The 12,613-nt window shown below is 68.4% G+C and carries 12 protein-coding genes; 6 read left to right on the forward strand and 6 right to left on the reverse strand.

What is annotated here, in order from left to right; all coding sequences use genetic code 11:
• Window positions 1–14 precede the first annotated feature (14 nt).
• Window positions 15–1,007: a tripartite tricarboxylate transporter substrate-binding protein gene (locus tag ACMGEZ_RS06800; protein WP_436821497.1), complete on the forward strand. Its 993-nt coding sequence runs from the start codon at window positions 15–17 to the stop codon at window positions 1,005–1,007.
• 20 nt (window positions 1,008–1,027) lie between these two features.
• Entirely contained in the window at window positions 1,028–1,558 is a 531-nt protein-coding gene (locus tag ACMGEZ_RS06805; RefSeq protein ID WP_436821498.1) for a 4-hydroxylaminobenzoate lyase, read from the forward strand.
• 5 nt (window positions 1,559–1,563) lie between these two features.
• On the opposite strand, the gene alkB is transcribed toward ACMGEZ_RS06805, so the two are convergent.
• Genes alkB through ada form a run of 3 tightly spaced genes read right to left on the reverse strand, consistent with a single transcriptional unit; the run spans window position 1,564 to window position 3,990 of the window.
• On the reverse strand, window positions 1,564–2,220 hold the full coding sequence (alkB, locus tag ACMGEZ_RS06810; RefSeq protein WP_436821499.1) for a DNA oxidative demethylase AlkB: 657 nt from the start codon (window positions 2,218–2,220) through the stop codon (window positions 1,564–1,566).
• A gap of 4 nt (window positions 2,221–2,224) precedes the next feature.
• Window positions 2,225–2,908, reverse strand: coding sequence for a 2OG-Fe(II) oxygenase (locus ACMGEZ_RS06815; RefSeq protein ID WP_436821500.1), 684 nt, complete (start codon window positions 2,906–2,908; stop codon window positions 2,225–2,227).
• Window positions 2,905–3,990: a bifunctional DNA-binding transcriptional regulator/O6-methylguanine-DNA methyltransferase Ada gene (ada, locus tag ACMGEZ_RS06820; RefSeq protein ID WP_436821501.1), complete on the reverse strand. Its 1,086-nt coding sequence runs from the start codon at window positions 3,988–3,990 to the stop codon at window positions 2,905–2,907. Before ada ends, ACMGEZ_RS06815 begins: the two co-directional genes overlap by 4 nt.
• A 172-nt stretch (window positions 3,991–4,162) precedes the next feature.
• Between ada and ACMGEZ_RS06825 the strand changes: the two genes are divergently transcribed.
• Window positions 4,163–5,761, forward strand: a complete 1,599-nt coding sequence (locus ACMGEZ_RS06825) for an OpgD/OpgG family glucan biosynthesis protein (protein ID WP_436821502.1) — start codon at window positions 4,163–4,165, stop codon at window positions 5,759–5,761.
• Between the two features lie 52 nt (window positions 5,762–5,813).
• Here the strand turns inward: ACMGEZ_RS06825 and ACMGEZ_RS06830 are convergent, their stop codons facing one another.
• Complete coding sequence (locus ACMGEZ_RS06830; protein WP_436821503.1) at window positions 5,814–6,233, reverse strand: FKBP-type peptidyl-prolyl cis-trans isomerase; 420 nt, start codon at window positions 6,231–6,233, stop codon at window positions 5,814–5,816.
• 75 nt (window positions 6,234–6,308) lie between these two features.
• Between ACMGEZ_RS06830 and ACMGEZ_RS06835 the strand changes: the two genes are divergently transcribed.
• Together ACMGEZ_RS06835 and eutC are read left to right on the forward strand one after the other, a co-directional pair.
• Window positions 6,309–7,700 (forward strand): ethanolamine ammonia-lyase subunit EutB, encoded by a 1,392-nt coding sequence (locus ACMGEZ_RS06835; protein WP_436821504.1) that lies wholly within the window; start codon window positions 6,309–6,311, stop codon window positions 7,698–7,700.
• Window positions 7,697–8,488: an ethanolamine ammonia-lyase subunit EutC gene (gene eutC / locus ACMGEZ_RS06840; RefSeq protein WP_436821505.1), complete on the forward strand. Its 792-nt coding sequence runs from the start codon at window positions 7,697–7,699 to the stop codon at window positions 8,486–8,488. Before ACMGEZ_RS06835 ends, eutC begins: the two co-directional genes overlap by 4 nt.
• On the opposite strand, the gene ACMGEZ_RS06845 is transcribed toward eutC, so the two are convergent.
• Window positions 8,485–9,372: a phosphate/phosphite/phosphonate ABC transporter substrate-binding protein gene (locus tag ACMGEZ_RS06845; RefSeq protein WP_436821506.1), complete on the reverse strand. Its 888-nt coding sequence runs from the start codon at window positions 9,370–9,372 to the stop codon at window positions 8,485–8,487. The two genes, eutC and ACMGEZ_RS06845, sit on opposite strands and share 4 nt — an antisense overlap.
• A 234-nt stretch (window positions 9,373–9,606) precedes the next feature.
• Between ACMGEZ_RS06845 and ACMGEZ_RS06850 the strand changes: the two genes are divergently transcribed.
• Entirely contained in the window at window positions 9,607–10,188 is a 582-nt protein-coding gene (locus ACMGEZ_RS06850) for a peroxidase-related enzyme (protein WP_436821507.1), read from the forward strand.
• A gap of 575 nt (window positions 10,189–10,763) precedes the next feature.
• Here ACMGEZ_RS06850 and ACMGEZ_RS06855 read toward each other — a convergent pair.
• The gene (locus tag ACMGEZ_RS06855; RefSeq protein ID WP_436821508.1) at window positions 10,764–12,572 is read right to left on the reverse strand and encodes a phosphoethanolamine transferase; all 1,809 of its coding nucleotides are present in this window, start codon (window positions 12,570–12,572) and stop codon (window positions 10,764–10,766) included.
• Window positions 12,573–12,613: the final 41 nt, after the last annotated feature.

Genomic DNA, 12,613 nt, shown 5'->3' on the forward strand with positions numbered 1-12,613 from the left:
TGATGGAGCCCGCGATGACCGAACTCTCCCGGCGGCGATTCGCCAAGTATGTGGCCTGCCTCGTGCCGGTCCCCTCTCTACTCGCAACCCCGGCCCGTGCGCAGCCCGACGGCGCGCCGGGCCGCATCGTGGTCGGCTATCCGGCCGGCGGCACCATGGACCAGACCGCGCGGCGCCTGGCCGAGGCCTGGCGCGCACAGAGTCGCGCCTACCTGGTGGACAACCGGCCCGGCGCCGCGGGCCGCATTGCCACGGCCCAGATGAAGCGCGAGCGCGCCGACGGCAGCGTCGTGCTGTGCACCCAGACCTCGGCGATGACGATCTACCCGCATGTCTACACGCGGCTGTCGTACGACCCGGTGCGCGACCTGCGCCCGATCGCTGCGCTGGCCTCTTCGACCTGCGTGCTGGCGATCAGCACGGCCGTTCCCACCGAAGTGCGCACGCTGGCCGACTATGTTCGCTGGCTGAAGGCGAACGAGGCGGGCCGCAGCTATGCATCGCCGGCCGCCGGGTCGCTGGCGCAGTTCCTCGGTTTCCGCTTCTCCCAGGCGGCGGGAGTCCCGCTGGCCCACGTGCCCTACCGTGGCTCCGCCCCGGCACTGCAGGACCTGCTGGGCGGGCAGGTGCCCGCCTACTTCGGCTTCGTCGGCGACTTCCTGCAATACCTGGGCAGCGGCAAGCTGCGGCTGTTGGCCGTGAGCAGCGAACGGCGCTCCCGCTTTCTCAAGGATGTTCCCAGCTTCGCCGAGCAGGGCTTCGGACAGGTCGTGGGCGTGGAAAGCTACGGCCTGTTCGCGCCGGCCGGTACGCCGGACGCGGTGGTCTCCGCACTCGCAGCCGCGACGCGTACTGCCGCCGGCGACAAGGAGCTGGTCGGCGGCCTGGAACAGATCGGCCTCGAGGCGGCCTACGTGGGCCCGGCCGAGTATGTGCAGACCATCGCTGCCGAGCGCGAGCGGTGGAAGCCGATCGTGGCGGCGTCCGGCTTCAAGGCCGACGAGTGACAACGAAACGAGAGCACACCATGACCGACCAGGAAGAACTCATCGCGACCAGCCTCCCTTTCCTCGAGCAGATCAAGAACATGACTGCGGGCACCGAGGTGGAACGATGGCTGAACGCCACCCACGGCCCCGGCAGCCCGCTCTACGAACGGCTCGCGGCGCTGGTGAAGGCCGGCGTGCGCGACGGCTGGGCCGCCAACGTCGAGATCCGCGGCGAACGCTACCGCCGCAGCCGCATCAGCGAGGCCACGCCGCAGACGCTGGGCTTCAGCATCACCGCCGTCTACATGGACAGCACCGGCAACGACCAGGGCAACCCCCAGGGCAGTTTCCGCGGCGACTACCACGCCCATCCCTACGGCGAGTTCAACATGGTGGTGCCGCTGAACGATGGCGCGGCGCTCGCCGGTCCCAACGGCTGGTGCTACGGCGGATGGACCGCGCCGCCGCCGGGAAGCCACCACTATCCCGAGGCCAAGGGGGGCGCCGTGATCGCGCTGTTCTACTTGCCGGCCGGGCGGATTTCGTACGACATCCAGCCACCGGCCTGAGCGCTTCAGCCGGCCTTGCGAAAGGTCAGGTTGATGCGGCAGCCACCCGTCAGGGGATGCGTGCCCTCCTTCACCGGCAGCACGCCGTGGTAGTGCAGGCGCGAGGGCCCGCCCCACACCACCACGTCCCCATGCGCGAGCGGCACGCGCTGCGCCTTGTCCGAGCGCTTCGGTCCGCCGAACAGGAACACGGCCGGCAGGCCCAGCGAGACGGAGACGATCGGCCAGTCGTAGTTGCCTTCGTCACGATCCTGATGCAGCGACAGCCGGGTGCCTGGCTCGTAGCGATTGATCAGGCAGGCGTCGGGCGCGAAGCCTTCGAAGCCGCCCGCGCGCGCGGCGGCCGCGGCCAGCTCGAGGAAGGCGGCGGGCATCGCGGGCCAGGGCCGGCCGCTGTCGGGATCGTTCGCGTCATAGCGGTACCCGCTGAGGTCGGAGACCCAGCCCAGCCGCCCGCAGTTGCTCATTGCCACCGACATGCGAAAGCCGCCCGGCGTGACCAGGTGCCGCAGCGGTGCCCGCGCCAGCACCTCTTCGACCCCGGCCAACAGCTGCGCTTCTTGCGCTCGCGCGAAGCCGCGCAGCAGCACCGCGCCGGGCGCGAGGGGGTGCGTCGCCGGCAGCGCGGGCGCGTCGAGATCGTCGAAGAGATCGGGCGTCATGGTGTCAGGCCGCATCGTGAAAGATGATGCCCGCCGTATGCCGATGCCCCGAGCGCACCCGGCTCACGCCATGCCGCAGGTTGACGCGATAGACGCCGCGCGTGCCCTGCACCGGCCGATGATGCACCGCGATCACCGCCGCATCGCCCTGGCGCAGCGGCAGCACCATGGGGCGCGACTGCATGCGCGGGCGCTGCTCGGTCATCACGAACTCGCCGCCGGTGAAATCGCGACCCGGCTCCGACAGCAGGATCACCACCTGCAGCGGGAACACGTGCTCGCCGTAGAGATCCTGGTGCAGGCAGTTGTAGTCGCCCTCGCGGTATTGCAGCAGCAGCGGCGTGGGCCGCGACTGCCCCGCCGCATGGCAGCGGGCGATGAACTCCGCGTGTTGCGGCGGATAGCGCACATCGATGCCCATGGCCTGGTTCCAACGGTTGGCGATCGGCGCGAGCTGCGGGTAGATCTCCTGCCGCAGGTGCGCCAGCTGCTCGGGCAGCGGATAGTCGAAGTACTTGTATTCGCCGCGCCCGAAGCCGTGGCGCTCCATCAGCACGCGGCTGCGGAACAGAGGATCGAGCGGATACAAGGCCGCCAGCGCCTCGCACTCGTCGCGCGACAGCAGGCCTTCGATCAGCGCGCTGCCCTCGGCATCGAGGTCCAGCGCCACGCGGTCCCAGTCGATCATGCCGCCTCGGCCTCCCGCTTCAGCAACGCGCTCTTGCGCTCGACGCCCCAGCGGTAGCCCGAGAGCGCGCCGTCGCTGCGCACCACGCGATGGCAGGGGATCGCCACCGCCAGCGCGTTGGCGCCGCAGGCCTGCGCCACGGCGCGCACCGAGTTCGGGCTGCCGATGCGCTCGGCGATCTCGGCATAGCTCGCCGTGCGGCCCGGCGGGATGTCGCGCAGCGCCTGCCACACGCGCTGCTGGAAGGCCGTGCCGCGCACGTCCAGCGGCAGGTCCAAGCCCACCCCCGGGGCCTCGACGAAGCCCACCACCCGCGCGACCAGTTGTTCGAACGCCGGGTCGCCGCCGATCAGCCGGGCCTGCGGGAAGCGGTCCTGCAGCTCGCGCGCCAGCACGTCGGGGTCGTCGCCCAGCGCGATGGCACAGACGCCGCGTTCGCTCTGCGCCACGAGGATGGCGCCGAGCGCGCATTGGCCGATGGCGAAGCGGATGTCGGTGTCGGCGCCGCCCGCGCGAAAGCGTGTGGGCGTCATGCCCAGCACCTCGTTCGAGCGCTCGTAGAAGCGGCCGTTGGAGTTGTACCCGGCATCGTAGATCGCGTCAGTCACGCTCCCGCTACGCCCCAGTGCTTCGCGCACGCGCCGGTCGCGGTGTGCCGCGGCATAGGCCTTTGGCGTGAGCCCCGTGACTTCCTTGAAGATGCGGTGCAGGTGAAAGCTGCTGAGCCCCGCGCGCTCCGCCAAGTCGCTGAGCCTCGGTGCCTCGTCGGCGTTCTCGATGAAGCGGCACAGCTCGGCCACCTGGGCCGCCTGCTGCGCGGCCCGGGCCGGCTGGTCCGGCTTGCAGCGCCTGCAGGGCCGGAAGCCCGCGCGCTCTGCATCGGCCGCCGTGGCGTGGAAGGCCACGTTCTCGGGGCGCGGCTGGCGCGCACCGCAGGACGGCCGGCAGTACACGCCGGTGCTGCGTACCGAATAGAAGAACTGTCCGTCGGCCGCGGCATCGCGCGCCACCACCGCCGCCCAGCGGGGGTCGCTCGCGGTCTGGAGGGCACGGATCTCGTTGGGGTTGGTCATCATGTTCATTGCAAGTCCTTTGTGGATCGATGAACCGATTCTGGAGATCGGCACCGTCATGCGCACTCCGGGTCTTGCTTTCGAATTCGATGTGATCGTAGGACAAGGCCGCAGGCGTGGTCCGGGGCTTGCGCCATCCGCCTACGGGGTGCGGGCCCAAGCCTCGTTACCATCCTGGCCGATGATCGATCGCCGTTCACTCCTCACCGCCAGTGGCGCCTCAATGGCGCTCGCCGCCCTTGGATTCCCCGTCGATGCCCTCGCGGCCGAGGGAATCAAGCTCAGCCAACCCCGCCCTTTCTCTTTCGAACGTCTTGTTACCGAAGCCAAGGCGATCGCGGGCAAGCCCTACGTGGCGGACACCTCGCTGCCCGCCGATGTGCTGCAGCGCATCGACTACGACGCGCACGGCAAGATCAAGTACAACCCCGATCTCGCGGTCTTCCGCGACGGCCCCGGCCAATTCCCCGTCACCTTCTTCCACCTGGGCCGCTACTTCCAGGCGCCGGTCCACATGTACGTGACCGAGGCCGCCAGCGGGGACGGCTTCGCGCGCGAGATCCTCTACGACAGCGCCTATTTCACGATGCCGGCGGACAGCCCCGCGCGGCAGCTGCGCGAGGGCGCCGGCTTCGCAGGGTTCCGGCTTCAGGAAAGCCGCCTGGGCGACCAGAAGAAGCTGGCCTGGCAGACCAACGACTGGGTCGCCTTCCTCGGCGCCTCCTACTTTCGCGCCATCGGCGAGCTCTACCAGTACGGGCTGTCGGCGCGCGGCATCGCGCTCGACGCCGCCATGCCCGACCGGCCGGAGGAGTTTCCCAACTTCACCCGCTTCTACTTCGAGCCACCGGCCACTCCCGAGGCCAACACCATGACGGTGTATGCCCTGCTCGAAGGCCCCAGCATCACCGGCGCCTACAAGTTCGTCATGCAGCGGACCAAGGCGGTGCTGATGGACATCGAAGCGCGCCTCTACTTGCGCCGCGACGTCGGCCGCCTCGGGCTGGTGCCGCTGACCTCGATGTTCTGGTATGGCGAGACCGTCAAGCCGACCGCCATCGACTGGCGGCCCGAGGTGCACGATTCCGACGGCCTCGCGATCTGGAACGGTGCCGGCGAGCGCATCTGGCGCCCGCTCAACAACCCCACTCAGACTCGCGCCTCGGCCTTCAGCGACACGCGCCCGCGCGGCTTCGGCCTGCTGCAGCGCGACCGCAACTTCGACCACTACCAGGACGGCGTGCTCTACGAGAAGCGGCCCAGCCTCTGGGTCGAGCCGCAGGGCGACTGGGGCGAGGGATCGGTGCAGCTGATCGAGATCCCGACGGACGACGAGATCCACGACAACATCCTGGCCTGCTGGGTGCCCAAGGCGCCGGCCAAGGCGGGCGGAAGCTACCAGCTCAAGTACCGGCTGCACTGGACCGACCAGGAGCCCTTTCCTTCGCCGCTGGCACGCTGCATCGCCACCCGCCTGGGCCGCGGCGGCGAGCCGGGCACGCAGCGTCCAGCCGGCGTGCGCAAGTTCATGGTGGAGTTCATCGGCAAGCCGCTCGAAGCCATTCCCTTCGGCGTCAAGCCCGAGCTGGTGCTCACGGCCTCCCGGGGCAAGTTCTCCTACATCTTTGCCGAGGCGGTGCCTAACGGCGTGCCGGGCCACTGGCGCGCGCAGTTCGACTTCACGGCCGAAGGCACGGAGCCGGTGGACATGCGGCTCTATCTGAAGAACGGCGATCAGACGCTGACGGAGACCTGGCTGTACCAGTACCAGCCGGGCTGAGGAGGCGGGCGCCAGGTCCGCGAAAGGCTGCGCTCCGGCTACAGCCGCCTGCTCAGCGCTTCGTCACCGAGATCAACTCGATCTCGAAGTTGAGCGTGGCATTCGGCGGAATCACCCCGCCGGCCCCACGCGTCCCGTACGCAATGGCGGGCGGGCAGGTCAGCTTGGCCTTGCCGCCCGGCTTCATCTTCTGCACGCCTTCGGTCCAGCACGGGATCACGCCGTTGAGCGGGAACTCCGTCGGCTCGTTGCGCTTGTAGGAACTGTCGAACTCCTTGCCGCTGTCCGGAAAGGTGCCGCGGTAGTGCACCTTGACCACGTCGGTGGCCGCGGGCGAGGCGCCGCTGCCCTCCTTCAGCGACTGGTAGACCAGCCCGCTGGGCGTGGTGACGGGCGCGGTCTGCGCCAGCGCGATGGGCAATGCGCACAAGGACACGAGGGCTGCAGTGGTCAGGCGAAAAAAGGAATGCACGTGACGGTCTCCCGGAATGGTTGAAAACGGTCCATTATTTACCCTGGCCTGAACTCCTCCCGCGGCAGATGCCAGATGCGCTACCGGACGACCCTTCATTCGCAAGCCTTCGCATTCGACGACCTCCGGCAGGTCATGGCCTTCGCCAGCCCGGCACGGTCCGGCGACTACCTGGCGGGCATCGGCGCAGCCACTGCGCAGCAGCGCATGGCAGCACGCCACGTGCTGGCCGAGACGCCCCTCGCGCAGTTTCTGAACGAGGCGCTGATCCCCTATGAAGAGGACAACATCACCCGCCTCATCATCGATGGGCACGATGCCGCGGCCTTCGCGCCGGTGGCGCACCTGACGGTCGGCGACTTCCGCAACTGGCTTCTTTCGGAACAGGCGAACACGCAGGCGCTGACGGCGCTCGCCCCCGGCCTGACGCCGGAGATGGTGGCCGCAGTCTCCAAGCTCATGCGCAACCAGGACCTGATCGCGGTGGCGCGCAAGTGCTGCGTGGTCACGCGCTTTCGCGACACCATCGGCCTGCCCGGCCACCTCGCGGTACGGCTGCAACCCAACCACCCGACCGATGATCTCCGCGGCATCGCCGCCTCCATGCTCGACGGCCTGCTCATGGGCGCAGGCGATGCGGTGATAGGCGTCAACCCCGTGACCGACAGCCTGCAGCACCTGGGCGAGCTGCTGCGCATGCTCGACGAGGTGATCCAGCGCTTCGAGGTGCCGACGCAGAGCTGCGTGCTGACCCACGTGACCCATGCGATCAAGCTCGTCGAATCCGGCGCGCCGGTGGACCTGGTCTTCCAGTCCATCGGCGGCACCGAGAAGACCAACCGCTCCTTCGGCGTCACGCCCGAGCTGCTGGATGAAGCGCACGCGGCCGCGCAATCGCTCGCGCGCGGCACGGTGGGCCGCAACCTCATGTACTTCGAGACGGGCCAGGGCAGCGCGCTTTCTGCCGACGCCAACTTCGGCGTCGACCAGCAGACCTGCGAGGCGCGTGCCTATGCGCTGGCGCGCCGTTACCAGCCGCTGCTGATCAACACCGTGGTCGGCTTCATCGGGCCGGAATACCTCTACGACGGCAAGCAGATCATCCGCGCCGGCCTGGAAGACCATTTCTGCGGCAAGCTCCTGGGCCTGCCGCTAGGGTGCGACGTCTGCTACACCAACCACGCCGAGGCCGACCAGGACGACATGGACACGTTGCTGGTGCTGCTGGGCACCGCGGGCATCAACTTCATCATGGGCGTGCCGGGTGCGGACGACGTCATGCTCAACTACCAGAGCACCTCCTTCCACGACGCGCTCTTCCTGCGCGAGTCGATGGGGCTGAAGCGCGCTCCCGAGTTCGAGGCCTGGCTGCAGCGGATGCAGATCACCGACCCCGCGGGCCGGCTGCAAGCGCCCTCCTCCAACCGGCTGCTCGCGGACATGCGTTCGCTGGAGGCGTTGAAATGAGCGACCCGGTCACGTACAGCCCCTGGGCCGACTGGCGCAACGCCACGCCCGCGCGCCTCGCGCTCGGCCGCGCCGGCGCCGGCATGCCGACCGACGAAGTGCTGCGATTCGGCTGGGCGCACGCGATGGCACGCGATGCGATCCATGCGGCGCTGGATGCCGATGCGCTCGAGGCCGCATTGCGCGCCGAGGGCTGGGAGGTGCTGCGGGCCCGCAGCCGCGCGCCGGACCGCGCGACGTACCTGCGGCGGCCCGACCTGGGCAGGCAGCTCGACCCGGACGATGCAGCGGCCCTGCGCGCCCGGGCAACCCCGCCGATCGATCTCGCCATCGCGATCGGCGACGGCCTGTCTTCCCTGGCCGTGGCGCGCCATGCGCTGCCGCTGCTGTCGGCCTTGCGCCCGCAACTGCCCGCCTCGCTGCGGCTCGCGCCGCTCGTGATCGCCACGCAGGCGCGCGTGGCGCTCGCGGACGAGATCGGCGAAGCCTTCGGCGCCCGGCTGGTCGCGATGCTGATCGGCGAGCGCCCCGGCCTCAGCTCGCCCGACAGCCTCGGCATCTACATCACCCACGCACCGCGCCGGGGGCGGCACGACGCCGAGCGCAATTGCATCTCGAACGTGCGCCCGGAGGGGCTGCCTTGGGAAGCGGCGGCCTTCAAGCTGGCCTGGTTCGTGCGCGAAGCGCTGCGCCGCGGGGTGACGGGCGTGGCGCTCAAGGATGAAAGCGCATCGGCCGTTGTTGCGCTGGAGGATTCACCCCCGGCGCTCGGTCCGACAGGGACTTAGATTCCGAGCCACGCCGTCAAGGTCTTCTCGATTTCCGCAGACGGCGCAATGAAGCCGGAGTAGCTCGAAGCCGCGAGCGCGCGCTTGCCGCCTTCCGACTGCCCGAGCTGCAGCAAAGCCTCGCGCACCGTCGCGGCCGTGGTGGCATCGAGCTTGCTCGACGTCAGCCACTGCTTGATGGGCACCGCGCGCGACTCGGCGCAGGTCTTGCCGCCGGACGTCTTCCAGGCCTTGATCACACCCGCGGAAGCGGTGGCCCCATAGGCGGTAAAGCCGTTCTGCACGTAGAACGGCACTGCGTCCTGGTAGCGGGTGTTGGAGAGCTTGACCGCGCCCTCCTGCAAGCCTTGCTCACGCAGCATCGCGCGCGTGATCACCGACGTGATCGAATCCGGATCGGGGACGACGAGGGTCTTGCCGGCGATCTCCTTCCAGTTGGAGATGGGTGGCATGTCCTTGCACAGGAACGAGACCTTGTATTCGGTGTACCCCGCCGTCCAGGCGAGGCTCTTGTAGCCGCCGGCCTTGGTCGCCTCGAAAGCCACGTGCGCCGGGTGCACGAAGGCCAGTTCGACCTGCTGCTGCCTCAGGGCCTCGCGCGCGCTGCCATACGAGCTCAGCACCTTGATGGTCACCGGCTGCTTGAGCGTCTTGCTCAGCACTTCCGCTATCGGTGCGAACCGGGCTTCGATCTCGCTGTCGCTGGCCCGGTAGCTCACGCCCTCGGTCACGCCGATCACCAGCGCCTGGGCCGATCCGCCGCCTGCGAGCAGGATCATCGGCGCCAGCCATCGCCCGGCGATGGCGAACGCGCGTGCGCGCCGCGCGGATTCGTTGTGGCCCATGGCCGCAGAGGCCTTGTTGCGTCCGTGGTGCTTCATCATGCCTGTCCCTTTGTGTTGTGATCGCCCGTGCGCGAGGGTTGCCCCTCTGCTTGCGGGCTGCGCTTTCACACGCTGCTTCCCGATGTCCCGGCGGGACTGTAGCCAGAAGATGTGCTTCCATGGCTCGAGCGCGATGATGTCGCGGCAAGCGGGGTGACTTAAGTCACGTCGGGCGCATCGGCCGGACGGCCCTCCCTATGATGGCCGTTCTGCAGCAAGCCAAAGGAGACGCCCATGACCGCCGCGCGCTACCCGCTCGCCGAACTCAAGGACCTGCCCGAAGACATCCGCGCCCGGGTGCTCGAGGTGCAGGAGAAGGCCGGCTTCGTCCCCAACGTGTTCCTCGCCCTCGCACGCCGTCCGGCCGAATGGCGCGCCTTCTTCGCCTACCACGATGCGTTGATGCTGAAAGAGGAAGGCTCGCTCACCCAGGGCGAGCGCGAGATGATCGTGACCGCCACCAGCGCCGCCAACCGCTGTCTGTACTGCGTGGTCGCGCACGGCGCGCTCTTGCGCATCTACGAGAAGAAGCCGCTGGTGGCCGACCAGGTGGCGGTCAATTGGCGCAAGGCCGAGATCACGCCGCGTCAGTTCGCGATGCTCGAGTTTGCAATGAAGGTGTGCGAGCGTTCGCACGAGATCGACGACGGCGACTTTGCGCCGCTGCATGCGCACGGGTTCAGCGACGAGGACATCTGGGATATCGCTGCCATCACCGCCTTCTTCGGGCTTTCGAATCGGATGGCGAGTTTCAGTGGGATGCAGCCGAATGCGGAGTTCTATTTGATGGGGCGGGTGGCGAAGGCCAAGAAGTAGGGCTTTTCTTTTTGCCTCCTGTGTCTGTATTGCTCCCTCCCCCTCCGGGGGAGGGTTGGGGTGGGGGCACTCGTTTCGTTTGATTTCGTACGTTGCTGTTGTGTTGAGTGCGGAGCCGGGATTTCGCCCCGGCGGGCGAGTCACTTTCTTTGTCTCGCCAAAGAAAGTAACCAAAGAAAGGCGACCCCACTGCGCGTGACCCTCCGCTTCGCTGCGGGCAACCTGCGGTGCTCGCTTTTCGCGGGGTCCGCGCAAACTCGCCTTCGGCTCAAACACGCGCGGCCCTTTATCCGCGAAAAGCTGCGCTCCTCGGCACGCGCAGAGGGGATTTGAACTCCAACGCGCCATGGCGCGTCCTTGTGTGGTGTGCAGGTTGGCGTGAGCTCCAGGTCCTCGCTCGCGCAGACACTCGCGCACACGTACGTGCTCGTGCTCGTGCTCACGTTCGCACGCATACGCATGCCCCTGTTGTTACCTTTTTTGGCGAGACAAAGAAAGTAACTCGCCCGCCGGGGCGAATTCCCGGCTCCGCACTCAACACAACAGCACCGTACGACTCGACAGCCAAAGTGCCCTCACCCCATCCCCCTCCCAGAGGGAGAGGGAGAGGGTGAGGAAGAGGGAGCCATACCGCGGCACGAAGCCAACGCATCCAACCCCGCCTTGTACGTCGACGTCCGCACATCCATCACCCCCAGCACCGTGTGATAAAGGTTGTCATGCGTAAGCGCCGCATCCAGCCCCGCCTCCATGCAGGAGCTCGACAGCCCCGCACGCTCGCGCATGTGCGGCCCGAACCACATCACCATCGGAATGTGCTTCTGCACCTCGGGCGCAAAGCTGTACGGCACGCCATGCAGGAACAGCCCGTACTCGCCCAGCGACTCCCCGTGGTCGCTCAGGTAGAGCAAGGCCGTGTCGTAGTGCCCCGACTGCGCCTGCAGCCAATCGATGGTCTTGCCGAGAAAGCGATCGGTGTACGCGATCGTGTTGTCGAAGCCGTTCACCAGCTCCGCGTGGCTGCACTCGGCCAGCGCGTTGGTCTTGCACTCGGGCAGGAAACGCTTGGCATCCGGCGAGGAGCGCTTGTAGTAGGCCGGACCATGGCTGCCCATCTGGTGCATCACCAGCACGACGCCCTTGGCGCGGCGCTCGGCCGGCAGTGCGGCCAGGCGCTCGTCGAGCCCCCGGAGCATGGCGTCGTCGAGGCATTCATCGCCATCGCACAGCGCACTCTTCACCTCCGGTGCAAGCTGGTCGTAGGCGAAGGCATGCGGAATGCGGTCGCACACGCCCTTGCAGCCGCCGGGCTGGTTGCCGAGCCAGAACACCGCGAGGCCGGAGGCCTGCAGCACATCCATCAGGTTCTCGTAGTCGTCCTTGCGCGCCTCGAAGCCCGCCTTGCCCAGGGGCGAGAACATGCAGGGCACGGAAGCCAGCGTGTTGGTGCCGCAGGAATGGACGTCGCGCCAGGACAGCACCTTGCGCGCAGCCAGCGCCGGCGTGGTGTCGCGGGCATAGCCGTTGAGCCCGAAGTGATCGGCCCGCGCAGTCTCGCCGACCACCAGCACGAAGAGCGGCGGCCGGGCCTGCGCCGCGTAGCTGGCGCCCAGCGCGGTGCCGCCGGAGATCGGGATCAGCTTGCGGCTGTGCTTGAACAGCGGCTTGAGCGCCACCGATGACGCCGAATAGATGCTGGCCAGCGGATTGATCATGTAGCGCAGGTGGACGTTGTTGCGCATCAGCGGCGCGAGCTGCCGGTTCATCGCCAGCGCGCCGGCCGCCGCCAGCGCCACGGCTGCGACGAGCAGCAGCGCGTTGCGCCATGCCTGCGACAGCAGGCCCATCGGCGCCACGCGTACGCGCCGCAACGCCCAGGCCGGCAAGGCCGACACCAGCACGACATGGAACAGCAAGCCCCAGCCCATGAGGTCGCGTGCTTCGTGGACGTCGGTCTGCATGGCATTGGCCAGCATGCTCGGGTCCAGCACCGCGTGGTAGCTCAGCATGAAGTGCTGCGCCACGGCGGCGACCACCACCACGGCGAACCACAGCGGCTTCATCCAGCGCGACCACGCGCTCAGCGCCAGCAGGGCCACGGTGCCGCAGATGGTGAGCAGCGCCATCAACGCGACCTGAGGCAGGTAGATGCTGGGCGCGCCGCCGATGCGCGCCAGCTCTTCCCACAGCGGCCAGTTGGCGGCCAGCGCGAGATAAACGCTCAGCCAGACGACCACGCTGCGGGCCGAGCGGGGCTGGGCCAGCCAGGCGTCGACGCGCCGCCATGGGGACGCGCCGGCCTCCACGGTGGAGGCCTGCGCCGCGGGCGCGGCAAGGGAGTTATCGGGAGAGAGGACGGGAAGCTGGGCAGTCGAGAAGCGCATCCGGCGAGTCTGGAAAGCCGGACTGAAAACTCACTGAATGC

This window comes from Variovorax stachyos, from assembly GCF_051400855.1.
GTDB lineage: Bacteria > Pseudomonadota > Gammaproteobacteria > Burkholderiales > Burkholderiaceae_C > Variovorax.

Excerpts from the sequence above, each read along its gene's own strand:
- ACMGEZ_RS06800 (WP_436821497.1), top strand. The coding sequence starts at position 15 with ATGACCGAACTCTCCCGGCGGCGATTCGCCAAGTATGTGGCCTGCCTC.
- ACMGEZ_RS06825 (WP_436821502.1), top strand. The coding sequence starts at position 4,163 with ATGATCGATCGCCGTTCACTCCTCACCGCCAGTGGCGCCTCAATGGCG.
- ACMGEZ_RS06815 (WP_436821500.1), bottom strand. The coding sequence starts at position 2,908 with ATGATCGACTGGGACCGCGTGGCGCTGGACCTCGATGCCGAGGGCAGC.
- ACMGEZ_RS06845 (WP_436821506.1), bottom strand. The coding sequence starts at position 9,372 with ATGATGAAGCACCACGGACGCAACAAGGCCTCTGCGGCCATGGGCCAC.
- alkB (WP_436821499.1), bottom strand. The coding sequence starts at position 2,220 with ATGACGCCCGATCTCTTCGACGATCTCGACGCGCCCGCGCTGCCGGCG.
- ACMGEZ_RS06855 (WP_436821508.1), bottom strand. The coding sequence starts at position 12,572 with ATGCGCTTCTCGACTGCCCAGCTTCCCGTCCTCTCTCCCGATAACTCC.
- eutC (WP_436821505.1), top strand. The coding sequence starts at position 7,697 with ATGAGCGACCCGGTCACGTACAGCCCCTGGGCCGACTGGCGCAACGCC.
- ada (WP_436821501.1), bottom strand. The coding sequence starts at position 3,990 with ATGAACATGATGACCAACCCCAACGAGATCCGTGCCCTCCAGACCGCG.
- ACMGEZ_RS06850 (WP_436821507.1), top strand. The coding sequence starts at position 9,607 with ATGACCGCCGCGCGCTACCCGCTCGCCGAACTCAAGGACCTGCCCGAA.
- ACMGEZ_RS06805 (WP_436821498.1), top strand. The coding sequence starts at position 1,028 with ATGACCGACCAGGAAGAACTCATCGCGACCAGCCTCCCTTTCCTCGAG.
- ACMGEZ_RS06835 (WP_436821504.1), top strand. The coding sequence starts at position 6,309 with ATGCGCTACCGGACGACCCTTCATTCGCAAGCCTTCGCATTCGACGAC.